The organism is Micromonospora globbae (genome assembly GCF_036184225.1).
Classification (GTDB): Bacteria; Actinomycetota; Actinomycetes; order Mycobacteriales; family Micromonosporaceae; genus Micromonospora; species Micromonospora globbae.
Genome location: NZ_CP108084.1, coordinates 5,689,313 through 5,711,689, shown reverse-complemented (window position 1 = coordinate 5,711,689; position 22,377 = coordinate 5,689,313). Strand labels below are relative to the sequence as shown.

Genomic DNA, 22,377 nt, shown 5'->3' with positions numbered 1-22,377 from the left:
CCGCGGGAGCGGCGCCCGATCGTGGCGGCTGCTGGTGTCGGTCTTGCCTGACAGCCGGACTCGGTGCCTCGGTCGGTTCGTGCCTGCTGTCAGGCGTGTTCGAGTGCGGTGACGGCGGCGTCGGCGATGGCGTCGACGGCCTGGATGGGGTCGGCCACCTGGAGGGTGGTGGTGTGGGTGAAGGTGTGCCCGGCCAGGTCGGCGGGGCGCAGCCACAGCACCGCGCAGCCCGCCTGGTGCAGGGTGGTGATCAGCCGCTGCGCCGGTGTGGTGTTGGGTAGGTCGCCGTCGGAGACGACGGCGAGCATCCGCAGCCGGTCGGGTTGGCGCAGGTGCAGCAGTTGGTCGGCGAGTTTCACCGCGTCGCCGAATGCGGTGGTGCCTCCGGCCGCCCGCATCTGCAGGACCTGGGCGGGCCGCTGGCGGGGCGGCACGAGCAGGGTGGCGCGGCTGCCGAACCCGATCATGGTGGTGGTGGCCTGGTTGGAGGCGGCGGCGTGGGCGAGGATCCACCCGGCTGAGGACATCGGCGCCGCGTAGGAGCGCATGGATGCGGAGGTGTCGACGAGCACGGCCAGGTGCAGGTGCGGCTTCGGCGGCGGGACCTGGGTCCGGCGCTGCCACGGTGTGGCGGTGGGCATGCTGCCGGCGGCGATCTGCGCTTCGGCGGTGATGGCGTGGCGGGTGCGCAGCCGTCCGGGTGGTATCGGGCTGGTCCGGGTGTCGGGTTCCGGTGAGTGGGTGCGGGCGCGGCGCAGCCGCGCGGCCAGGGTGCGGGCGGCAGCGCGTTCGGCGTCGGTGGGGTCGCGGCGTGTCCACCATGCGGGTGCCCCGTGCCGGGCGTGGATCTGCTGGGCGGTGTACTCGGCGGGGGCCAGGCCGGCGGTGTGCGCGAGGTAGTCGGCCAGTGCCTGGGCGAGCTGCCCGGAGAACTCACCGGGGTCTGGTTGCGGCGGGTTCGGCCGCCGGTGGGGGTCGATGTCGAGGATGCGGCACCACCGCCACGCCAGGTCGATCATCCCGGTGGCGTCGGTGTCGTCGACGGTGTGGGCCTGGCGCCACACGTCGCGCAGCTGGCGGAGTTTCTTGCGGCCGAGGACCGTGGTGACGGCGGCCCGTACCCCACGGATGTCTTTGGCGGTGATGATCCGGGCGTCCACGCGGGCCAGGAGCAGCCCGGCGAGGTGGGCGGCGTGCCACGGGTCGTCCACCGGCGCGTCGCCGGGGTCGAGCAGGGTGGTGACGGTGTGGCGCAGCCACCGGCGGTCGGCGCGCCGCCTGCCGCGGTGCCGGTTCTCGGCGCGGGACTCCTCGAGGAGGTCGGCGACGGCGGCGACGACCGGCGGGGTCCCCGGTGGTGTTGTCCACAGGCTGTGGGTGGCGTGGGCGGCTTCGTGCACGAGCAGCCCGTAGGCGGTCGGCACGATCCGTTTGTGGCCGGCGCGGCGGGGGTTGGTGATGTCGGGGGCGCCGATGTGTGTGGCGTCGACTTCGATGCGGCGGGCGTCGGGGTAGAAGCAGGCGGGGGCGCCGCCGCCCGCGCCGGGGGCGACGGTGACGGTCAGGTCGGTGCGGCCGGTCAGGACCGGGATGTGCCGGGTCCAGGCGTCGCTCCAGGCTTGCCAGTCCGGGATGCTGGCAGCCGCGGTGGTCGTGCCGGCGGCCCGGTGGGTGGAGGGATGAGACACCAACGGTTCCTTCCAGGGGCGGTTAGCGTTGTTTGCCGAGGGTCAGCGGGGTGATGTCCGTGCCGAACCGCGCGCGGAGGGCGGCGAGGACGTGCTCGCGGTCCTCGGCCGGGGCGCGGCCGACGAGGTTCGCCACGGCGGCCGCCGGGCCGAGGGTTTTGCTGACGCGGGTGAAGCCGAGCAGCTCGCGTAGTTGCGGCGCCCAGCCGACGCGCCCGGCGGCGAGGTCGGCGTTCAGGGTGATGGCGGCCTCGACGGCGGGTCGGGGGACGCCGAGGTGGCGGGCGAGGTCCCAGTCGGTGGTGACCTCGATGTGCACGTCGAACCGGGAGGCGAGCGCCTCGGTCAGGATGGCGCCGTGGACGCCGGGGTTGTGGCCGGCGATCACGTAGAACCCGTCGACGGCTTCGACGCGTTCGTTGCGGTAGCCGGGGATGGTGATCACGCGGCGGCCGTCCATCGCCGGGTACAGCACGGCCAGGACCTTCGGCGGGATGAGGGTGGCGTCGTCAACCAGCAGCGCCCGTCCCTCGCGCATCGCGACGACGAGGGGGCCGTAGACGAACTCGAACCCGCCATCCGGGAGGGGGATGAAGTTGCCGAGGAAGTCCTCCACCACCGTGTCGCCGGTGCCGGCGACGGTGAGCAGGTCCGGGAACGCGGCCTCCACCAGGGCGGTCTTCCCGGTGCCGGGCGGCCCGTAGAGCAGCACGGGGATGCGCTTGTCGCGCAGCCGGCGCAGCACGTCCACGTCGGTGGCGCCGGCGAGTTTGCGGGGGAAGTACAGGTCACCGTTGGGGCGGGTGACGGGCTGTCGCCGTCCTGCCCGCCGGCCCTGGGCGGGTGCGCGCGGGGCGGGCGGCGGCATGGTGCCGGCGGCGTCGATCCCGGCCTGGGTGATCTGGAACCGGTGCGGGCCCGTGTGATGGGTGGCGTAGCCGGCGGCGGCCATCTTCTTCAAGGCTTCGAACACCGCCCCGGTCGAGGGGGCGGAGAGGGCTTTGGTGATCTCCCCGACCGTGAGCATCTGGTCCGGGTGAGCGGCCAGGTGCGCGGCGACCTTGTGGTACAGGTAGCCGGGACGCCTGCCACCCGCTCTGGATGGGGTGGCGGTTGGGGTTGTGGGATCCATACGGGTCCTCCCATAGGGGTAGGGCCCGCGCAGCCGTCTCCGGGCTGCGCGGGCAGAAGCAACTTCCGCGCAGCGGAGACAGGAATCAGAGGGGCAACTGGAGCAGGCTCACGGCGCGACGGCGCGACACCCGCCGGTGCGAGGGCAAGCGGCTCGTCACGCTGCCCGGCCGTTTGGCGACGTGGTGATCACAGGTTCCCGGCTAGGTGCACCAGCCAGGTCAGCCCGGCCGCGATGCGGGTGCCGGCAATCCACGCTGTTCGGGAGGGCTATGCCTACGCCTTGCCGGCGATGCGATCGCAGCGGCGAGGGTCGACAGGCAGCCAGGGCAGGCCCCAGCCGATCCGGTACCGACCGCGGTTGGGTTCGACGAGGTGGACGCCGCCACCGAGGGACAGCGGACGGCCCACGGTGAGGACGCGTCCGTCGAAGTCGACCGTGCGCCAGTCACCGCCCACGTACTCCGCCATCTGCGAGAACGTGAGGGCGAGGGCGCTGGCCGCCTCGGCGTCGACGTTCAGTTCGACCGCGCCGTTCCACCAGCCGATCACCGTCGCGGTGTAGGCCTCGTAGTAGCGGTGGGATCCGCGGGTCGGCTCGTAGCGCAGCCACGGCCCGGAGAACACGGCGGTGCTGCCACGCCGCGGCAGGTAGTCAGGAGTGGGCACCGACCACCGCCACCGACCAGTCAGCCGGCTCGAACCGGGGCCGAGAACGCCGCGGGCGCGGGTGCCGCCAGGGCACGGACCAGTCGGCCGGGGTAGGCCGCCGCAGTGCCTTGGGGGTCGTGGGGTCGGGGTCGCGGCGCCCGGTCACTAGGTCGTGGAAGACCGCGAGCAGACGTGGCGGGACCGCGCCCGTGTCGGTGCCGTTGGCCTGATGAGTGTCGAGCCACACGACGCCGGACAGGTCGACCCAGGCGACCGGGGTGCGTCCGGGCGGGAATCGCCACCCGGGGTGCAGCAGTCTCGGCAACGCCACGATGTCGCCCGGGAACCGCGTCCAGTCGGTGTAGCTCCAGGGCACCACGGTGCCCGGCCTGCGGCCGGCTTCCACGGCGTCGGCGCACGCGCGGCATCCCGCGCCGTGGACGAGGGTGGTGCCGCCACAGGCCTGGCAGGGGTGCCAGTTGTTCGGGTCGGCGGCGGGGTCGTAGTCGGGGTCCCACGCTCCGGTGACCTGCCCGCCGAGCCGGTATCCGTCGATGTGGTGAGTGCGTGCGGCCAGGCGCATCGGCTTGGCCAGGTGCGCGTCGATGGTGGTGACCGTGGCGGTGGCGCGCACGAGGACCGCGAACAGGTGGTGTGCCATCAGCGCGCCTCCTGACCGGTCCGCCCGGCGGCGCCGTGGTCGGCGCCGGCCGCGTGCGGTGCCGGGCCGTGCCGGCGGGGCGTGGACACCCTCGACTGCTGGCGGGCGGACCGGGAGTCGCTGACACCGGTGTCGGGCGAGCGGCCGTTGCGGGTGCTGGGGCCGCGGCGGCGACCGGCGGGCCGCTTCGCGAGGCGGCGTCCCGCCGCGATGTATGGGGCGAGGGCGTCCCGCATCGTCTGCAGGTTGTGTGGGGCGAGGTCGATCTCGTACTCCACGCCGTCCAGCGCGAAGTGGTGCGTGGTGACGTTGTCGGTGCTGTGGTCGATGTCGTCCGTGACCACGACAACCGTCCTGGTTGCCATCAGGGCGTTTCCTTTCGTGTAGTGGAGAGCAGCGCCGCCCTATAGGCGCCTGACACGCGAGGCGAGGGCGGCGCTGACGTGTGGTGGGAAAAGGGGCGGTTCGCGGCTTGCACCGGGACGTCGCGCCCGGTCGGTCGCGGTGCGGGCGGCGGCGACGGCGAGACGGGCGATGCTCGCGCGGCCGTCACGATCGACGTCGCGCGGGCCGCCGCGCCTGTTTCGGACGTCGATGGCGGGAGCCCGTTCAACTGGCGATCCGGCGGACGGCCGCGAGTTGGTTGGCCCACGCGGACAGGCGGGTGATCTTGACGACGTCCCCGCTGTGGGGGGCTTGCACGATGAGCCCTTGGCCGAGGTACATGCCGACGTGGCCGGGGCGGGCGGTGGTGCCGCGGCTGCCGGGGATGAACAGCAGGTCCCCGGGCCGTAGGTCGCGGTGGTCGGCGACCGGGGTGCCGGCGTGGACCTGTTCGCTGGTGGTGCGGGGAAGGGTGATGCCGGCGGCCCGGTACGCCTGCTGCATCAGGGAGGAGCAGTCGCACTGGCGGGCGGGAATCCCGGAGTGGGGCGCGGTGCAGTCCCCGCCGAAGGTGTAGGGGGTGCCGAGCTGGGCCAGGGCCCAGCCGATCGCCGTCATGACCGGCAGCGGTGTGCCTGGTGGTAGGGCGAACCCGGCGGGCAGGGGGACCTGCTCGCCGCCGGGTTGGCCGTCGCCTGCGTCGAACAGGCACAGCGGGTTGCTCATCGCCTGTTCCAGATCGCCGTCGACGCCTCCGGCGGGGGTGCCGCCGGTGAGGACGCGGACCAGGGCGATCGCGTCGTCTTCCCATTTGGCGTAGGCGCCGGGGTAGGCGGAGCGTTGCACCGCTTGGGCGGCGTCGGTCAGCGCCATGGCCTGCCACCCGTCAACGGCCAGGAGTGCCTGGTAGAACTTGCCGGCCGCGTAGCGGGGATCCCGCAGTTGCGCGGGGGTGCCCCAGCCTTGGGAGGGGCGTTGCTGGAACAGGCCGATCGAGTCACGGTCTCCGCCGGGCAGGTTCCGCAGGCCGGATTCCTGCATGGCGGTGGCCAGGGCGATCACCCAGCCTCGCGGCGGAACGTTGAGTTCCGCGCCGACGGCGACGATCACGGCGGCGTTGGCCGTCTGCTCGCCGTCCCACCCAGCGGCGCGGGCGGGTGGGGAGATGGTGAGGGTGGGCAGCAGCGGCTGCCCGTCCGGGCCGACCGTGTGGTAGCAGGCGGCCGCCGCGGTGCCCCCGCCGGTGAACAGGGCACCGGCGGCGCCGGCGCACAGCACCAGCACGGCGATCACCCCGGCGGCGATCCCGGCGAGAGCGCGCGCGCTCATCGCCGTGCTCCGGCCGGTCGCACGCGGCAGGGCTGCTCGGACCGGCTGGTGAGGTCGGGACGCAGGCAGTCGACGAGTGGGTAGGTCGCGACGTGGGTGCTGTCGCCGGTGTGGACCGCGATGGCGCCGTTGGCTTCGATGAGGTAGATCCATTCGGCGTCGAGGTGCCCGGCGTGGCACAGCGGGAACACCGTGACCGGCTCCGGCGGGTCCACCTCGGAGGCGAGGGTCATGCCGACGCCCGGCACCGGACGCTGCCCGGCGAACGCACAACGGGTGGTGGCGGTGATGTCCGGGTCGAGGTACTCCCAGTCGTAGGCGAGGATCACGGCGGCCAGCGCCTGCGTGTCGTGGTGGGTGTGGCCGGCCCAGATCGCGGCCAGGGCCGGCAGCACGACGGCCGGATGGCCGTCGACGAGCACGAACCGGGCGTGCACCAGGCGCGGGTCGTCGGGGCGGGTGGCGCCGATGTAGCAGTGGGTGTGCACAGGACTCAACTCCTTCAGTGAAGAGGTCGGGCAGCGGGCATGGAGGGTCACGGCTGGTCGGGCTCGGGTGTGGGCGGCCAAATGGCGGGCTTGGCGCGCCACCCGAAGACCGGGTCGGTGGTCTCGACCGACCCGCAGCGGGTGCATCGGGTGTAGGTGTCTTCGCCGTAGCCGGCCATGGACGGCATCTCGTCGGAGTCGATCTCGTCGACGGCGCCGCAGATCCGGCAGCGGATGGACGCACCATCAGGCCCGCACACGCCGAAGATCGGCTCGTCCGGCTCGGTGCGGAGGCGGGACCGCCACGGTGGTGGCGCGCCCGCGGCGGTACTGGTCTCGATGTGGTGGGCGGTGGCGGCTAGCAGCGCGACCAGACCCGGATACGTGCCGGGAAGGTCGTGCGGGTCGGGGGTGTCGTCGACGAGCACGAGCGGGTGGTCCTCGCCGCGCAGGTGGGTGAGCTGGTAGACGCGCCCGTCGGCGTCGACGGCGTCGACCCGGCGGGCCTGCCGTGGCTGCCCGTCGAGTGTTCGAACGTCGGTGTAGCAGGCGGCCCAGGCCACGAGGCGCGCGTCCGGTGTGCTCGCACGGATCCGGCTGATGATCGTGTCGAGGGTGGCCTGGTACGGGCTGGTTTCGGTGGGATTAGTCGACAGCCCGACCGCGAGGCGGTGCAGCAGCGCGGGCAGACCGGCCGGGTCGGCGAGCAGGTCGTCGGGGTGCAGCGGGAACTCGACGCTGCGCATCATGCGCCGTTGCTCCGGCCTGGCGGGCAGGAGCCAGTCGTGGACGAGCAGCAGCGTCGGGGGTTGGCCCCATCCCATCTGGTCGGCGTCGGCGTTCGCCGCGATGAGGCATTCGGTGAGTGCGCGGACAGTGGTGGAGGACAGCACCAGGTTCTCCCTTACAAAGGGGTGGACAGGCGAAAGGCCCCGCAGCCGGAGGTGGCTGCGGGGCCTGGGACATGCGGGGCGCGGCGTCAGCCGCCGTGACGGCTGCGGCTACGCAGGGCGGGTGTGCGGTGGGGCAGGTACTCGCGTACGCCGCCGTCGACGCGTTTCGCCTCATACATGGCGCGGTCGGCCTGGGTGAGCAGTTGCCTGATGCTGGCGTTCGGGTGGTGGCTGTGGGTGTAGCCGACCGAGGCGGTCACCTGCAGGTCGGCGTTGACCACGCGGATCGAGTCCGCGGCGACCGCCTGCCAGGCGGCCTCCGCCGCGGCGGCGGTGTCGTCGCGGTCACCGGTGACCAGCAGGGCGAACTCGTCACCGGAGAGCCGGGCCGCGACCCGCACCGGGGCGGGAAGGCCGGCCAGGCGGCGGCCGACCTGATCGAGCAGGTCGTTGCCGACCTCGTGGCCGAGGGTGTCGTTGACCGTCTTGAACCGGTTGACGTCCAGCAGCACCACCCCCACCGGCGCGTTGTCCGCCAACGCGGCGCGCAGGCGGGTCAGGAACAGCCGACGGTTGGGCAGGCCGGTGATCTCGTCGTGGGTGGCCTCATACCGGGCCGTCTCGAGGACTTGCTGCTGCCGCCACAGCAGGGCGGCAGCGAGGGCGAGACCGGCGAGGATCCCGCCGACGGCGATAGCGATCGTGTGCAGGATGGACAACACTGGGAACGCTCCTTGGATGTGAAGGAGCACCGGGGGCGGGCGTGGAGCGGCCAAACTTCGACGCCCGCCCTCGGGCTGCCTGACAGGTGGGTCGACAGCTATCGGCTGCCTGCGGTGGGGGCGAGCTGGAAGGCGGCCGGCTTCTCCACGGTCTGCACGGCCTTCCCCGCGGCGACGAGCTTGACCAACGCGTTGACGACCGCGCCCGCGCTGGCCTTCCTCGCGCCGCTGCCGGCGTTCGCCGCGTCGATGAGCTTGCACATCTCGCTGGTCTTGTAGGCCCGATCGGGATGGGCTTCGAGAATGTCCAACACCGCCCCGCGCAGGGAACCCTTCGCCCGACGACCGCCCGTCGAGGTGGCTGGATCATTCGACGGGGCGGCGGTGTCCGGGCCGGTGTCATCGGGCGTGGGAGCAGGCTGCTGGCCGTCCCCGTCGGCCACGGCAACCGGTTCACCCTCACCATCCGGCGGCGTGGGAGCGTCCGGCGGGGCGGCCGGTTCGCTGGCGGAGGCCGAGGATTCCTCGTGGGCGGGATTCTCGGGCTCCGGACGCGTGGACGGCTTCTCGGGCGGAATTGAGGTTTCGGTGGCCTCGGCAGATTGGTCGTTGGAGGCAGGCCGCGCACGTTCGTTGGACAGCACGTCGGGTGGGCTGTCGTGCACCGGCAACGCAGCCTGATCCGCGCCGACGGTGGCGCGGCCAGCGTCAGTCAGCCGCCACACCGCGCGCTTGCTCTCGGTGTGGACGCGTTCGGCCTGCCCGGTCTGCTCCCAGGCACGCAACTTAGCCGTGGCAGTGGAATAGCCGAGCCCGGCCTTCTCAGCCACCGTGGCGGCGGTGGCCTCGCCGAATTCCGCGAGCGCGGCGAGGACCTTGAACATCGCGTGCGCCGGAACCGGCTCCGGTGTGTCGGTCATGGATATCGTCCCTTCGTGTGAGGTCAGCACTGATCCACGCTTCGAACACGGCGCTGATCAAGTGCGATGACCGGACCTCGGGACTCACCCCGAAATCCGGTAATGGCGGGTCACCGTGTGCCGCTGGGCTGGCGCGGCTTTCCGGTGGCGGCGGGTGGCTAGAACGGGCCGGCGGCGGGCAGCGGTGATCTCACCGGAAGCGGCCTCGCCTCCCGCCGCAGCCGGGCGCGAACGGGACATCGAGTTGCCGGCGACTGGTGACGTGGGGCGGGAAGAGGAACAGGGCGGCCTTGTCGCGGGCCAGCGGCGGGCGGGTGCCCCATGCCCGGGGCGCCCGGCGTGCGTGGCCAGGGGGCGGCGCCCGCTCGCGGTTTGCGTGGCCGGGCGATGGCAGGGCCGTGGCGTGGCGTGGCGGCTGGCAGGCGTTGCGGGGGCGTCCGGCGAGGATGCGGCGCGTCGGCGCGGCCGGGTGGTAGCCGAAAAGGGGTCACGGCGGCGGCCAACGCCGAGGGTGAGGGCGCGGGGGTCAACCATCACGCAGTGCGCGCGGTCGGCGGCCAGCGGCAGGAATGGCTGCTGGCACCTGCTGCCGGGCTGGTGTCAGGGCTAGAGGGAGACGGCGAGCAGCCGCTGCTGCGGGCCGACGGTGTCGAGGTGGGCCAGAGCCTGCTCGAGGTAGGTGACGCGGTAGCCGAGAGCATCGCTGGCCGGGGCGAGGTGGCGGCCGTCGGCGGTAAGCATCGCGTCGCCAACGACCGCGCTGCCGGCGCGATAGTGCTGGTAGGCGACCTGCCCGGCCTGATACATCTCCAGTTCCCCAATGCTGGGTTGGCCCGGACCGGGGGTCGCAGTGGCGTGCAAGCGCATGGCCTGCACCCGAGGCTGGGCGTGGAACTCCTCGCTGGCTCGCTGGTAGGGGTAGCGGTCGGGGTCGGTGAGGTGGCGCGAATGGAACACTGGCCACGGGGTGGCCGGTCGGGTGCCATGGACGACCTGCTGCCAGATCTGGTAGCGGATACCGGCGCCGACGGCGGCGGCCTGCCGCAGACCGGGCAGGTCGAGCAGCCGCAGCGGTCCACCCGCGCAAAGCGTCGGGTGGCCCTTGCGGGCACCGATGAGCTGGCGCCGTTGCCACAGCCGCAGTCGCGGGACGGCCCAGTACAGAGCGGTGACGGTGCCGGTGACCCCAAAGTGGGTGGCGAGCTGGTGGCTGGTCAATGCCTGGGCCGGCAGGTCGTCAGGCAGGCAAATGACCATCGTCTCGATCGTGGGAGCCGGCGTGACCGGCGGTCGGGAAGCGGTGGCCTGGGCGCGGGCTGACGGGGCGGCCGGCGCCGGCATGGCCGTTGGTCGGGCGGGTCGCGCCGGGACGGCGGGCACGCGGCTGCCGTGGCGGGTCAGCGGGGTGCCGTTGACAGCGGACATAGGGGTAGTCCTCCTTGGGGTGAGTGGTACGTGGGGTGCGCGGGACCGACCGGCTCACCGGTTTCGTGGGCAGGGCCAGCGCGGCACGACAGGCCCACCGGGGTGCGTGGGTCAGGTCGTCGGGATGCGGGCGCGCGGTGCGCTGGTGCGGGTGGTTGGTGCGACCTGACAGGGATCGCCGCGCTGGGGCGCGTGCCGACCGGCGTAGGCGGGTGGGCATGACGCACCGGGTAGGCGCGGCGTGCATCCCTGAGGTGGGACCGAACCGAGGTGGAGCGATCTGGGGTGTGGTACTGCCGTGGACGGTAGCCCTGCGCACTCACAGCGGACCCGGGCCTCCGAAGCGGGCCCGGGGCCGATTGACCTGCGGTGTGACAGGTCAACCACCACTATGGGGCGGTGCCCGGTGTGAGTGGCTGTGAGCCGCTGTGAGTGGCGTCCGATGTGCTCTCGCCGGCGTTCCGGCTGAGGTTCGCCTTCGGTGGACGCCGGTGCGAGCACCTTTGTGGTCTTCCTGGCGCTGATCCGCGTCGACGGATGACTGACCGGTGTTCGTCCAGGTGAGCGCGTTGAGGACGAAGGCCGGCTGTGCTTCGCGGCGGTGAACGAGGCGGCGTTGCCGTGCGGCTGGCGGTACACGGTCGTTACGGCCGGGCGTTGCATGTGATGAGCAAGGCCTCAATGGGAAGGCAAACCTCCCTCTAAGATATTTAGAGATTGCCTGCGAAGGGCATCGACAGTATCGTATCTACCATGACGGCTATCGCCGCTCCCGGAGCAGGAGCGCCAGATCTAGTACAAATCAGCGTGTCTGTCCCGGCCAACCGGGTCTCCGACCTCTACGCGTTCGTGGCGACCCTCCACGGTCCCATTGGCTCGAAGGAAGTCCCTAAGGTGGAATACAAGGGAGCTCCGGTGGCACAGCGTGCCTTGCCTGGCTTCGGCAAGGCGACGGTCCGCAAGAACTACCTCGGCGGTGTCAGCGACTACTGGCGGCCCTTCCTGGAGCGCCTCGCCGAGGAGCCCGACGAGTGGGTGTCGTGGACCGTCCTCTGCGAGGCGATCGGCCTGACGCCTCACCAAGCGTCAGGCATGCTCGGCGCTGCGGAGCGTCGGTGCAAGGGATACCCGCCCTATGAAAAGAGCGGCTACACCGAGGGCGACCATTGGTTCCGCATGCCGAAGGAGGTCGCGGAGATCATCAAGGAACTAGCGGCCGAGTAGGACAACCGTCGATCAGGTCGACGGCCTCCAGCCGCGCATCGAGGCCGTCTACCTGGGTGCGCAACGACGCCGTGTTCGCCGATGTCCCGACGTGCCAACTCACGACGGGAAGTCAACTAGCGCTGGTAGTCACGGGAAGTCGTCGGGGTCGGTGTAGCGGTGGGGGTTGGTGGCGGTGTCGGGGCCGTGGTCGCTGGGTAGCTCGTGCAGCCAGCGGCGTGGGCCGGGGTCGGAGGTGAGTGTCCAGGCGGGGCCGGCGGGGTGTTCGTGGTGCAGGCCAGTGGCTACTGGCATCGCGGTGGGAACGCCGGCGAGGGCGTCGAGTAGGTGCGCCTCGCGCCGGTGGTTGGGCACGCGCAGCAGGACCGGGTAGCGGGGGCCGAACTCGGTGAGGCGTTCGTAGGCGCGCAGCTTCCGCAGAACGGTGCGCAGGTTTTCGGTGCCGTTGTCGTGTTCGAGGAAGAACCCGACGGTGCGGCCGGCGGCGTGCCAGATGCCGTGGCCGTCGGGGTGGATGCCGGCCACGGCGTAGGCGGTGGTGGCGTGCTGTTCGGACCACCAGCGCAGCAGCCGGGCGCTGGGGTCGGTGCGGGTGTAGGCGTGCAGGTCGATGAAGAGCTGGTTGGTGCCGAGCAGGTGCCGCAGCCGGCCGCTGCCGATGATGCGGTGGGCGCGTTCGACGCTGGTGCGGGTGGGCCGCGCGTCCGGGTGTGCGGGGTCGCTGTAGGGGTGGGGGTGCACGACGAGGCCGAGCGGGCCGAGGGTGTAGAGGTGCTGGCCGGTGCCGGCTCTGACGTCGCTGAAGCGATGCACGGCTCCGATGCGGTGCAGCGTGGCCAGGCGTAACAGGGCGGAGCGCTCCGACGGGAACAGCGCGGTGGCGATCTGGGCGGTGGACAGCAGGTAGTGCTCGGCGAGCCACTCGAGGAGCTCGTGGTCGCGCAGGGTCAGCTGCCGCAGGTAGCGCAGCAGGTCGGCCTTGCTGGGAGGGCGGGCTGAGGGCCGGCGAAGTTTGGACGGCGGGCGTTCCGGGGTCGGTGAGTTGTCGGCCGGATCAGGATTGGAAGTCGAAGTGCCGCCGGGCATGAGGTCTCCTCAGGGAGTAGAGACGGAAGGAACTCCCTCCTGAGGGGAGGGAGTCTGGAACTGTCACCGCCGGTGATTGGCGGCGGTGATCGGCGGTGTGCTGCGCTGATAGCCGTACCTGGAAGCCGTGGCAGCTGCGACGGTGGGCGGCGGTGGTGAAGGCGCGGTGAAGCCGCGGCGGAAGACGCCAACGAACCCGACTTACTCGCGCCCGCGGGCGGCGCGGCGAGGTGCGGAGGCTTGAAGCGCTCAGGCAGGGCGAGAGGTGTCGCGTGCTGGGCCGGCCTGGCCGGTGTCGGCCGCGTCGCGGCGGCTGTGCTCTTTCTTCGGTCGGGACAGCATGTCGATGCGGGCGTCCAGTGCGCTGGGCTGCTGCGGCTGGACTCGCTTCGCGGCGTTGCGCCGGATTGCGGTGGCCGCGCCGATGACCGGTTTTGGTGGGCGCGTGTGCATGGTGAACGCCGGGGTCTGTCGTCCGTCGACGACGAGGCGGACGGCGGCGGTGTAGGCGTCGAGGTGGGTCAGGTCGTGCTCGTCGAGTTCCGGCAGGGTGTGGCGGGCCAGGACGCGGGCGTCTTCGGGGGCGCAGGAGAAGTAGATCTTGTTGCGGGCGTTCGCGGAGGCGGCGGCGAGGAGGTCTTTCGGGAACTGGGCGAGGTCTTGGTGGGACAGGACGAGGGAGAGCCGGTACTTGCGGGCCTCGGCGAGCATCGTGTCGAGGCTGTTGGCGAGGGTGAGGAAGTTCTGCGCCTCGTCGATGATCAGGGTGGCGTCGCGGCGCTGGTCGGGGGCGAGGCGGGCGCGGGCGGTGGCGGCCTGCCACACCTGCGCCAGGATCAGCGAGCCGAGCAGCTTGCTGGTGTCTTCCCCCAGTTGACCCTTGGGGATCCTGACCAGAAGAGCGCCGCCGTTGAGGATGTGGCCCATGTCGAAGCTCGACTGGGGGTACTTCATGGTGCGGTTGACGAAGTCGCGTAGCAGGAACGCGCGTAGCCGGGCCAGGACGGGGCCGATGACCTGGGAGCGCAGGGCGGGGTTGAGTTCGTCGTACCACTGCCAGAAGCCGTGCAGTCCGGCTGGGTCGTCGAGGTCGACGGTCATTTCGGCGCGGACCTGCTTGTTGTTCAGCAGCGGCGGGATGTGCTGCAGGGTGACGTTGGCGTGGCGCAGCAGGGTCAGGCACGCGACGCGCATGACGTCGTCCATGCGGGGTCCCCACGCTTTGGCGAAGATGTTCCCGAAGATCGACACGAGGTTGTCGACCACGAGGTCGGGGTCGTCGCCGGACAGCGGGTTGATCGTGGGCGGGTTGGGCTGGTCGGGGTCGAACAGCACCACCCGGTCGGCGACGGTGTCGGGGAGCCGGTCGAGGATGTCCAGGACCAGGTCGCCGTGGGGGTCGATGACGACGGTGCCGCGTCCGGCGGTGATGTCGTCGACGGCCATGTTGACCAGCAGTGTGGTTTTGCCGCTGCCGGTCGATCCGATCACGTGGGTGTGATACCGCGCATCCGCGACGGACAGGGCGACGCGGTGGCCGCCGACCTGCGCGTCGCCGAGGACCTTTTCGCCGCGCCCGCCGCTGGTCACGGCGACCGGTGCGGGCATGGACTTGGCGCGGGCCCGGTCCAGGCCGGGGACGGCCAGGTCTTGGGGCAGCGCGGCGAGCGCGGCCAGTTCCGGGGTGGAGGTGAGGAACCCGGCGCCGAGGCGCCGCTGCGCGAGCACCAGGGTGGGGTGGGGCATGCGGGCGCGGTGGGTGAGCCGGTTGCGTCCGGAGTAGACGGCGAACGCGGAGGCGATGGTGTCGGCGATGCCCCGCAGGCGGGGACGCTGGTCGGTGTGGGCGCGGCGGGTGTCCTTGGCGACGGCGTAGCGGACGGCGGTTTCCCACAGCGGGTGGGAGGTTTTGTCGAGGATGGCGCGCACGTCGCGTTCCACCCCGGGGTCGCGGCGGCCCGCTTGCCCGTGTCGGGCGGTGGTGTGGGCGGGGCGGCCGGGCAGGAACGCTTCGATGAGCCACAGCAGCGGCGTGGCCGGGTTGACCGCGGGTAGGGCGGTTTTGCCGTCGCGCAGCCGGGTGGCGGCCCGTCGGGCGCGCAGCGCGCGCCGCGTCGGGGCCGGGCGGGCGAGGACCTGTACGCAGGCGTGTTCGTCTGCGCGCAGCCCCGATCCGGCGGACATCAGAGCGCGCAGCGGGTCGGTGTGGTGGTCGGTGGCGAGGGGCAGCCATTCGGCGGCGGTGGGGAGTAGATGCCCGCCCACGGCCGTGGTGTCGTGGGGGATGGGTGGGCCGGGGGTGTTGTGGGTGGTGCAGGCGGCGCCGGGCCAGGCGGCGCGGACGGCGGCTTCGACGGCGCCGGGCGGGACGGTGCCGGGTACCCACACGCTGATCAGCAGCGCGCGGCCGCTCCAGGTGTATTCCCATGCCAGGTGGGGGCTGCCGTAGCGCAGCCGCAGGTACCGGGAGGGGGTGAGGGTGCCGGCGAGGTTGGCCCACAACGCCGCGGCGCTGTGCGGGTCGACCTCGGGTGGCGGGGCGATCGTGACGAGGCGGGCGCCGTCGGCGTGGTGGCGGTGCCGCCACGCCGCGAGGAGGTTGCGGCCGGCGACGTAGGCGACCAGCACGGCTGCGGCGACGGCGAGCAGCCAGGGCCGCTGCACCGCCCAGGCGGCGGCGTCGAGCAACCAGCGGGCCGCCCCGGTGGGCGGGGCCACGCCCATATCCGGGCCGCTCGGGCCGGGCGTGGGTGTGGGGGCGGCAGTGAGGTGGGTGGCGGAGGGAGTCACAGGTCCTCCTGATCGTCGAGGTCGGCCAGCTCGCTCGGGCGGGTGGTGCACAGCTGGTGCTCGGCGTCGGAGGCGACCGCTTCGAAGCTGGTCCGGTTGGTGCCCGAGATGAGCAGGCCGGTGCCCACCCGGGCGGCGAGCAGCAGCCGCCGCTCGCCGGCGGTGAGGCCGAACGCGTCGCCGATGGCGTCGATGGCCTGCGGTGCTTGTTTGAGCAGGATCTGTGTGGCGGCGTTCGCGACGACGGCCTGCCCGAGGTCGCTGCCGAGCACGTCGGCGACGTCCTGGGTGATCACGGCCAGGCCGGCGTGGCGTTTGCGGGCGGCCTTCGACATGCGGAACAGGAACTTCGCGCCTTCGCCGTCGCGCATCAGCAGCCACGCCTCGTCGACCACCACCAGCCGCCGCACGTGCGGGTGGTCGGGGGTGTCGACCTGCCGCCAGATCGCGTCGAGGGCGAGGAGGGTGCCGACGGCGCGCAGCTCGTCGGGCAGGTGCCGCAGCGACCACACGACCAGGTGCCCGTCGGGACGAGTCGTGGTCGACCCGTCGAACAGGTGCGAGAACGAGCCGTGCACCCACGGTGCGAGGCGGGCGGCGAGCTGCCGCGCGGCGGGGTCGTTGTCGGCGTGCAGGCAGGCGTTGAGGTCGCGCAGCAGCGGGGCGGGCCGGTGGTGGGTGGCCGGATCCGGGGTGATGCCGGCCTGGCGGTAGGCGGCGAGGATCGCCCGGTCCAGCGCGGCCCGTTCCGCCGGGGGTGGCTGCTGGCCGAGCAGCACCGCGATGAGGGTGTGTAGGAACAGGCCGCGGCGGGTGAGGACGTCCGGGCGGCGGTCGCCGGTGGGCAGGTCGAGGGGGTTGATCTTCACCCCCGGGGCGCCGAGACGCACCACGGTCCCGCCGACCGCGTCGGCCAACCGGAGGTACTCGTCTTCGGGGTCGATGACGGCGACCTGCACCCGCTGGTAGAGGTTGCGCAGGATCTCCAACTTCACGAAATACGACTTGCCGGCGCCCGAACGTGCGAGGACGACGGAGTTGTGGTTCTCCTGCGCCCACCGGTCCCACCACACGATGCCCTGCGAGTCCGGGTTCACCCCGTAGAGCACCCCGCCCTGCGCTGGCGGGTCGCCGGGCAGGGGAGCCGGCAGATCCGCGCTGGCGAGCGGGAAGGCGGCGGCGAGGGCGGCGGTGTCCATGGTGCGGCGCATCTGCAGCGAGTCCGTGGCAAGGGGCAGGGTGGTGGTCCAGCCGGCCAGGTGCCGCCAGGTGGCGGGCTGCACCTCGATCAGCGTGGACGCGGCGGCGGCCTTCACCTGGGCGCACGCCTCGAGGAGTTCGGTCTCGGTGCGGGCGTGCACGGTGAGGTAGAGGCCGACGCGGAACAGCTTCGCCGCGCCGCGGGCCAGCCGGGCCGCGAGGTCCGCGGCGTCGTCGGCCGCCGCCTCCACCATCGGGTCGGCCAGTTTGCCGCGTTCGGCGTCGGCGCGGCGGGAGGATTCGAAGCGGGCGCGTTGGTTGCGCAGCCGGGCGGCGGCGATCGGGGCGGGCAGCGGGTCGATGTACAGGGCGAGGTCGAGGCGGCCCGGCCAGGACAACAGGGGTTCGAGCCAGGCGGGGCCGACCTCGGCCGGGTAGCCGGTCACCACCAGGGTGGCGGCGTAACCGTCGCCGACCCGCAGGAACCGGGGTGTGACTTCCACGGAGGCGGGGGCGACGGTGGCCGCCAACCGTCGAGGTCGACCGTCTTGCTCGGCGGGCGGACGACGGCGGAACAGGTGCATGTCTGTCAGCTCCTTCCGCGTGAGCGGGTAGCGGTGATGACGGTGTCGGGGGCCGCGAGACCGCCAGGTCGGGGTGGCCGGTAGGGGTCGGCGGCAGCGGCGATCGCGGCGGTGACCGCCGCCCCGTCGAGAACGCGGGCGGTGACGCCGAGGCCGGACAGCGCGCGCACCGTGTTCTCGGCGCGCCTGCGGGCCGCGTGGTCGCCCCGCTCGCCGGGGCTGGTGCGGGTGACGATGAGGACCTGCCGGCGCAGCGGATCCCGCCGGGTCGCGAGGTCGTCGAGGAAGCGGGCGTGGTCGGCCGCCGCGTCCGCCAGGGCGGGGTGCGGAAGTCCATCCTTCGCCTGGGAGAGGGTGCGGGCGGCGGAGTGCAGGTCCACCGGCTGCGCGGACACGACGATCTGCGTCGGGGTGGACAGGCTGTTGAGCCAGCGGCCGAACACCTCGACCAGGGCCGTCTGCTCATCCGGGGTGCGCAGGGCGAGGTTGACGCTGGTCGCGGCGACCACCGCAGCCCGCCCACCGCCGAGGCGGATCTGTCCGCCGTCGTCGATGGCGTCGGCGGGCAGCCGCAGCGGCGCCGGCAGCATCACCGGGCTCTTCGTGGCCTGCACCCAGTCCGGTGTTGTCGATGTCGTGTCCGTCGTCGACAACGCCCGCGGTGCTCTCGCATGCGCGACGGCGGCGAGCAGCCACACATCCAGCGGCAGCCCGTCACGGCGGCCCACAACGACCCCGAGCACCAGGCCGCCGAGCACCACGGCGGCGCCGACGAGCAGCAGCGGCGGCACGAGGTCGTGCAGCACCCGCCAGGCGCCGTAGAAGGCGACAGCGGCGACCGCGAGGATCGCCAGCTGCCGGAACGTCAGCCCGTAGGCGACCTTGTCCGGGGCGTCCACGTCAGCCGGCATCCGCGCCCGGGCCCCGTCGCCGCCGGCGTGGGCGCTCATCGGCCCACCGCCCTCAGCCCCCGGCCGAGACCGGGGATCGAGCGGGTGACCTGCTGCACGACGATGACCCGCACCGCGGCGCCGAGCATGTTCACCCCACGGCCACCGCTGCCGGGGGCGGCGACATAGCGGCGCATCAAGGCCGGGACGCGCAGCGTGGTCCAGAGCATGGCCATGACGACGAACAGGTTGAGCACCCCGCCGGGCTCGACCGGCAGGCCGAGCACCGGCAGCAGGTGCTGCGGGTCGGTGAGCATCCACTGCCCCGCGTAGAGGGTGAATCCCTGCACCACCGGCACCGCGAGGACGCCGGTGTACGAGCGCCACCACAGCCGGGCGACCGGATCGGTGTGCGGCAACGCGTGACAGGCCAACGCGAGCGGCGCGAAGGCGGTCAGGACGAGGACGATCGCGAAGCGGACGATCACGCTGAGCGCCGTGGCCGCGAGCAGCACGGCGATGATCGCCGCGCAGACCACGAACAGCAGCGCCGCCATCTCGTCCTGCCCGGCGGCGACGTGGGTCCTGATCGCCCGCAATGCGCCGTCGCTGTCCCCTTCCCGAGTGGTGAGGGCGCCGGTCAGGGCGTTGGCGAGGTCGATGAGCCTGCCGCACCACAGCTGCGAGAAGTGCGCGGCGACGAACCCGACGATCAACCTCGGGATCAAATCTTTGACGGTGTAGCGGGTGCTCTCGCTGCCACCGGCGGTCATGGTGAGCACGCCGGCGGCCACAAACGCCAGGACGAAGACGGTGTCCACGACGAGCACGGAACGGCCGGTCAGGGCCTGCACCTGCGGCAAGCCCGTGACGTTCGGGGTGATCAGCAGCGCGCTGCTGATCACCCCAAGCAGCGCGTCCAGGGCGGCGAGGATCGCCGTCGCCAGCCAGTCCAGGATCTGATCGAACAGGAAGCCCACGATCAGCCCCCGACGATTCCCCGCACCACCTGCAACAGCACCGGCGCGAGAACCGCCACGCCGTAGCCGACCAGGGCGTTACGCAACGCGCCCTTAGCCCGCTCGACCTGCGACGGGTCACCCCCGGCGGTCGCCCAATACACGCCGGCGAGGACGAGGAACAAGGTGGCAAGGGCAGCGAGGATGCCCATCAGCCAGGCCTGCAGGTTCCAGATCACCACGGGCAGGGAGTTCACCGCCAACAGCAGCGGCGCGCCCGAGTCGGCGTACGCGGCGGCAGGCACGGACAGGAACAACAGCAATCCGCCGGCCACAGCGACGACACGGGCGGCGCGGCGGGCGGCACGGGAGTGGATGAGGGCACGACGACGTGCCGAGATGCGGAACATCAGGGCGGGTCACCTCCTGCCCCGACAGCCGTAGCGGCGCGGGGCGGTTGGGGGCGGACAGGGTGAATGGACCGCCGCCAGAAGGGCGGGCGCGGACAGCGCCACGAGCACGAACGTCCCCGGGAGGAGCACGTCCTCCCTTGCCGGGTCGCGGTATTCGATGAGGTGTCAGCGCACCGAGCTGCGCGGCACCCGGAGACGTCCGGCACGGGCAGTGTCCGGTGTGTGCCCGGCCCTTCTGGCGGCGGGCGGAACCCCGGCGGCCCGCCAAGGGGCGGGCGGGAAGGCCCCGCACCCTTAAACCGTCGTTTGTGTGCCCTGGCGAACGCCTGCCGTACTCACAGCCACTCCCAGGGACTCACCACCGCTCACACCACGGCCTCATAACAACGACTTCCGGCCCGGTGCGTGGCCCCACCACGCACACACCCGGTCGCCGAGTCGCAAGGCAGCGACGACGGAGATCATCGCCAGAACCCACCTAGTCGCCCCGGTCGAGACAACAGACGTGGGACCGCTCGTACCCCCTCGTGACCGTCCGGGGTACCGGCTACTGGCACGTAGCTGGCACGGCGACCTACGTCTGGCTGGACCACTGCCTCGCAAGATCAAGACTCTTGTCGGGCAACGTCGGCCACTGCCGCTGAGCTGCTCGTCCTGTCGGCTCGCGTCCAGGAATGACGGGCTCGGGTCTGCTGGCTTGGCTGTACAGCCGTACGGCTGGGTCTGACATGATCACGACGTGCCCGACCCCGAGTCCGCCACCGGCAGTCCACCGCCGGAGTCTGCACTGACGGCGGGCAGCGAACCGCTCACGCTACTCGTGCTGCTGCTCGCTTCGGCGGTCCTGCTGGCGTTGTGCTTCGGCTGTGCCGCCCTCTGGTCGTACAACTAACTGACCGCCCGTGAGCTGGGCCGCGTGCGGGGGTGGGTCGCAGCTGGTGCCCGCTCGCGCCCCTTCGGCGCACTGGCTACTGGCACGTGGCTGGCACGTGAGGGCTTGCATACATAGTTGACCTGCTAGTTGATCTTCGACGGGTTTCCCGCAGCTGGATTCACGTCGACCGGGTGTCGTGTCGGGCGTACCCAAGCACGTCGTGAAGCCAGTGATCGAAGTACCGGTCCAGCACCGCGTCGTCCGCGAGGTCCAGGGCCAGCCACTCTTGAGCCGCACGAACCATCGCCAGGCTTGCGCCCTCCTCTTCTTCTGGCTTGAGTTCCACCCAGTCGGTGAACGCCGCCCACTGGAGGTACAGACTCAGTCTCAGCGCGTCGTCGAGCTCCGGGGGCCCCAACTCATTCCAGAGGTCGGCTGCCGCGTCGTAGGCGCGGTCTGCAACGAGGATCCGTTGGAACAACCGGTTGATCTCGTCCAAGTTAAGCTCGGTGCCTTCGATGTAGCTGCTGGTCACGCTTTGAGGCTTCCACCCGACCCCCGTATTGCAAAGACTGCTGTCTGTCAGCGCCGGTGAGGGCGGCATCGGTGGGGCTGGTGGTTCCGGTGTCGGTCATCAGCTTGGCATCCGGCAGCGGCGTAGTCTCGTCCCATGCTCGTGGGCGGGTAACGGTGTGGCCTGAAGCCCTTCCAGGGGTTACGCCTGCGCTGGCGGGACAGGGCGCGGCGCCCCTGCCCCGGCGGGGTAGGGGCGCCGCTATTTGGGCTGCCGTCTACGCGGCTGCCGCCTGTTTCGTGCCGCTGCCGGCGGGTCGTCGGTTGGCGGTGCGCACGGCGGCCCGCCGCTCGGCCCGTGCCGTCAGTTCCTTCGCGGCCTGAGGGGACGCGATTCCGGTTAGCAGTCCGCTCGCGAGGGCTTGGGCGATGCGGGTGTCGATGCGGCTTAACCGCATGCGCAGCGCGTCGGTGCTCACGCCTAACCGGGCTGCGATCGGCTCGATTGCCCGTCGGCCCAGCCGAACGTCGATGTAGGGCTGCTCGTCGCATTCGTCGAGGATTCCCAACCGGACGGCCCGCCTGACCAGCACGTCCGGATGCCCGTACGGCACCTGTGGGGTGCGCGGCCCGGTGGCGTGCTCCACGTCCTCCACCGGGGTGAACTCCCCGGCCTGCTGGCGTGCCTTGTGGCCAGCGCGCCACCCGGCGCGGCACAACGCTGCGTATGGGGCGGGTTGGGCAAGGTCTACGTGGTCGCGTAGCGCCGTGAGGAACCCGGCGAGGATCTCCGCCTCGATGTCGTTGGGGTCGCCGCGGTAGCCGGTACGTAGTTGGCGGGCGTAGCGGCGTAGCGCCGGCATGGCCATCCCGACGGCGCCGATGACCCATTGCGGCCCGTCCAGCCGTGCGCGGCGGATGACGTGCGCCCACACCGCGTCGCGTGCCGGAAAGGCACGTGGGTGCGCCAGTAGCCAGTCCCGCACCGCCGGCAGCGTCATCACCTGTGCCGGCAGCCCGGCCTCCGGGCTGAATCCCTTGCAGTCGATCGACAGGGGCTCGGGGTCGCTGATCAGCAGGGCGAAGGCCATGTCCGCGGCGTCCAGCGGAGAATCCGGCCACTGGGTGTTCGAGACCGTCATCGTTGCCCTCCAAGGTCAGAGAGATGCGCGTAGCCGCCAGTGGCCACGCTCGAAGACACCGATCACGCCATGACCGACTCACCCACGCTCACGCCGCAGGCCAGGTCCGCGATGCACGCCGGTGGGCAGTCAGTGCAGCGAACCTGGGCCATCCCGGCCGGCGTCGGTGGCGCCGGGTGCCCGGCAGGGCCCTTGAGCAGGACTGTGAGCGCCCATCCAGGCCCCCTGCCGTGCGCCCAACGACCATGCGGCGCGCTGCCCGCTCCGCCACCGCCCACCCCCGCTGGCACTCCTGAGGAGCGCTCACGGCGGCTCGCAGCCGCTCACAGCGGCCTTTCCGTTGTCCGGCGCGACGCGTTCCCTGAGCCAGAAGCACCTTCTGCCGACGCAGTCCACCGCCCGGCTACCGC

Annotated in this window: 21 protein-coding genes; 2 read left to right on the top strand and 19 right to left on the bottom strand. The window is 72.0% G+C overall.

Annotated features, from left to right (window positions below; genetic code table 11):
* Positions 1-89 precede the first annotated feature (89 nt).
* The 11 genes from OG994_RS25915 to OG994_RS25865 form a co-directional block, all read right to left on the bottom strand.
* Positions 90-1,688, bottom strand: coding sequence for a VWA domain-containing protein (locus OG994_RS25915; RefSeq protein ID WP_328851270.1), 1,599 nt, complete (start codon positions 1,686-1,688; stop codon positions 90-92).
* Positions 1,689-1,710: 22 nt separating this feature from the next.
* Entirely contained in the window at positions 1,711-2,820 is a 1,110-nt protein-coding gene (locus OG994_RS25910) for an AAA family ATPase (protein ID WP_328851269.1), read from the bottom strand.
* 275 nt (positions 2,821-3,095) lie between these two features.
* Entirely contained in the window at positions 3,096-3,488 is a 393-nt protein-coding gene (locus OG994_RS25905) for a hypothetical protein (protein WP_328851268.1), read from the bottom strand.
* Positions 3,475-4,131: a hypothetical protein gene (locus tag OG994_RS25900; protein ID WP_328851267.1), complete on the bottom strand. Its 657-nt coding sequence runs from the start codon at positions 4,129-4,131 to the stop codon at positions 3,475-3,477. Before OG994_RS25900 ends, OG994_RS25905 begins: the two co-directional genes overlap by 14 nt.
* Complete coding sequence (locus tag OG994_RS25895) at positions 4,131-4,496, bottom strand: histone-like nucleoid-structuring protein Lsr2 (RefSeq protein ID WP_328851266.1); 366 nt, start codon at positions 4,494-4,496, stop codon at positions 4,131-4,133. The genes OG994_RS25900 and OG994_RS25895 overlap by 1 nt, the downstream gene beginning before the upstream one ends.
* A gap of 244 nt (positions 4,497-4,740) precedes the next feature.
* Positions 4,741-5,844 (bottom strand): C40 family peptidase, encoded by a 1,104-nt coding sequence (locus tag OG994_RS25890; RefSeq protein ID WP_328851265.1) that lies wholly within the window; start codon positions 5,842-5,844, stop codon positions 4,741-4,743.
* On the bottom strand, positions 5,841-6,332 hold the full coding sequence (locus OG994_RS25885) for a hypothetical protein (protein ID WP_328853796.1): 492 nt from the start codon (positions 6,330-6,332) through the stop codon (positions 5,841-5,843). The genes OG994_RS25890 and OG994_RS25885 overlap by 4 nt, the downstream gene beginning before the upstream one ends.
* A gap of 47 nt (positions 6,333-6,379) precedes the next feature.
* Positions 6,380-7,225, bottom strand: a complete 846-nt coding sequence (locus OG994_RS25880) for a hypothetical protein (protein ID WP_328851264.1) — start codon at positions 7,223-7,225, stop codon at positions 6,380-6,382.
* Between the two features lie 86 nt (positions 7,226-7,311).
* Positions 7,312-7,947 (bottom strand): GGDEF domain-containing protein, encoded by a 636-nt coding sequence (locus tag OG994_RS25875; RefSeq protein ID WP_328851263.1) that lies wholly within the window; start codon positions 7,945-7,947, stop codon positions 7,312-7,314.
* Between the two features lie 98 nt (positions 7,948-8,045).
* A complete protein-coding gene (locus OG994_RS25870; RefSeq protein ID WP_328851262.1) occupies positions 8,046-8,867 on the bottom strand; it encodes a MarR family transcriptional regulator in 822 nt (273 codons plus the stop codon).
* A gap of 606 nt (positions 8,868-9,473) precedes the next feature.
* Positions 9,474-10,292: a hypothetical protein gene (locus OG994_RS25865; RefSeq protein WP_328851261.1), complete on the bottom strand. Its 819-nt coding sequence runs from the start codon at positions 10,290-10,292 to the stop codon at positions 9,474-9,476.
* A 753-nt stretch (positions 10,293-11,045) separates the two neighbouring features.
* Here OG994_RS25865 and OG994_RS25860 point away from each other — a divergent pair.
* Positions 11,046-11,516, top strand: a complete 471-nt coding sequence (locus OG994_RS25860; protein WP_328851260.1) for a hypothetical protein — start codon at positions 11,046-11,048, stop codon at positions 11,514-11,516.
* A 129-nt stretch (positions 11,517-11,645) separates the two neighbouring features.
* Here the strand turns inward: OG994_RS25860 and OG994_RS25855 are convergent, their stop codons facing one another.
* From OG994_RS25855 to OG994_RS25830, 6 genes are all read right to left on the bottom strand, one after another.
* Positions 11,646-12,602, bottom strand: a complete 957-nt coding sequence (locus OG994_RS25855; RefSeq protein ID WP_328851259.1) for a replication-relaxation family protein — start codon at positions 12,600-12,602, stop codon at positions 11,646-11,648.
* Between the two features lie 249 nt (positions 12,603-12,851).
* On the bottom strand, positions 12,852-15,326 hold the full coding sequence (locus OG994_RS25850) for a helicase HerA domain-containing protein (RefSeq protein ID WP_328853795.1): 2,475 nt from the start codon (positions 15,324-15,326) through the stop codon (positions 12,852-12,854).
* Positions 15,327-15,388: 62 nt separating this feature from the next.
* The gene (locus OG994_RS25845; RefSeq protein WP_328851258.1) at positions 15,389-17,176 is read right to left on the bottom strand and encodes a VirB4 family type IV secretion system protein; all 1,788 of its coding nucleotides are present in this window, start codon (positions 17,174-17,176) and stop codon (positions 15,389-15,391) included.
* 5 nt (positions 17,177-17,181) lie between these two features.
* Positions 17,182-18,087 carry a PrgI family protein gene (locus tag OG994_RS25840; RefSeq protein ID WP_328853794.1) on the bottom strand — a complete coding sequence of 302 codons (906 nt, stop codon included), beginning with the start codon at positions 18,085-18,087 and terminating at the stop codon, positions 17,182-17,184.
* 35 nt (positions 18,088-18,122) lie between these two features.
* A complete protein-coding gene (locus tag OG994_RS25835) occupies positions 18,123-19,046 on the bottom strand; it encodes a conjugal transfer protein TrbL family protein (RefSeq protein ID WP_328851257.1) in 924 nt (307 codons plus the stop codon).
* 2 nt (positions 19,047-19,048) lie between these two features.
* Entirely contained in the window at positions 19,049-19,435 is a 387-nt protein-coding gene (locus OG994_RS25830) for a pilin (RefSeq protein WP_328851256.1), read from the bottom strand.
* Between the two features lie 742 nt (positions 19,436-20,177).
* Here OG994_RS25830 and OG994_RS25825 point away from each other — a divergent pair.
* On the top strand, positions 20,178-20,330 hold the full coding sequence (locus OG994_RS25825; protein WP_328851255.1) for a hypothetical protein: 153 nt from the start codon (positions 20,178-20,180) through the stop codon (positions 20,328-20,330).
* Positions 20,331-20,490: 160 nt separating this feature from the next.
* Here OG994_RS25825 and OG994_RS25820 read toward each other — a convergent pair whose 3' ends face one another.
* Positions 20,491-20,847 carry a hypothetical protein gene (locus tag OG994_RS25820; RefSeq protein ID WP_328851254.1) on the bottom strand — a complete coding sequence of 119 codons (357 nt, stop codon included), beginning with the start codon at positions 20,845-20,847 and terminating at the stop codon, positions 20,491-20,493.
* A 256-nt stretch (positions 20,848-21,103) separates the two neighbouring features.
* Positions 21,104-21,967, bottom strand: coding sequence for a hypothetical protein (locus tag OG994_RS25815; RefSeq protein ID WP_328851253.1), 864 nt, complete (start codon positions 21,965-21,967; stop codon positions 21,104-21,106).
* Between the last annotated feature and the right edge of the window lie 410 nt (positions 21,968-22,377).

Excerpts from the sequence above, each read along its gene's own strand:
- OG994_RS25910 (WP_328851269.1), bottom strand. The coding sequence starts at position 2,820 with ATGGATCCCACAACCCCAACCGCCACCCCATCCAGAGCGGGTGGCAGG.
- OG994_RS25900 (WP_328851267.1), bottom strand. The coding sequence starts at position 4,131 with ATGGCACACCACCTGTTCGCGGTCCTCGTGCGCGCCACCGCCACGGTC.
- OG994_RS25895 (WP_328851266.1), bottom strand. The coding sequence starts at position 4,496 with ATGGCAACCAGGACGGTTGTCGTGGTCACGGACGACATCGACCACAGC.
- OG994_RS25890 (WP_328851265.1), bottom strand. The coding sequence starts at position 5,844 with ATGAGCGCGCGCGCTCTCGCCGGGATCGCCGCCGGGGTGATCGCCGTG.
- OG994_RS25870 (WP_328851262.1), bottom strand. The coding sequence starts at position 8,867 with ATGACCGACACACCGGAGCCGGTTCCGGCGCACGCGATGTTCAAGGTC.
- OG994_RS25865 (WP_328851261.1), bottom strand. The coding sequence starts at position 10,292 with ATGTCCGCTGTCAACGGCACCCCGCTGACCCGCCACGGCAGCCGCGTG.
- OG994_RS25860 (WP_328851260.1), top strand. The coding sequence starts at position 11,046 with ATGACGGCTATCGCCGCTCCCGGAGCAGGAGCGCCAGATCTAGTACAA.
- OG994_RS25855 (WP_328851259.1), bottom strand. The coding sequence starts at position 12,602 with ATGCCCGGCGGCACTTCGACTTCCAATCCTGATCCGGCCGACAACTCA.
- OG994_RS25850 (WP_328853795.1), bottom strand. The coding sequence starts at position 15,326 with ATGGGCGTGGCCCCGCCCACCGGGGCGGCCCGCTGGTTGCTCGACGCC.
- OG994_RS25845 (WP_328851258.1), bottom strand. The coding sequence starts at position 17,176 with ATGCACCTGTTCCGCCGTCGTCCGCCCGCCGAGCAAGACGGTCGACCT.
- OG994_RS25840 (WP_328853794.1), bottom strand. The coding sequence starts at position 18,087 with ATGCCGGCTGACGTGGACGCCCCGGACAAGGTCGCCTACGGGCTGACG.
- OG994_RS25830 (WP_328851256.1), bottom strand. The coding sequence starts at position 19,435 with ATGTTCCGCATCTCGGCACGTCGTCGTGCCCTCATCCACTCCCGTGCC.
- OG994_RS25815 (WP_328851253.1), bottom strand. The coding sequence starts at position 21,967 with ATGACGGTCTCGAACACCCAGTGGCCGGATTCTCCGCTGGACGCCGCG.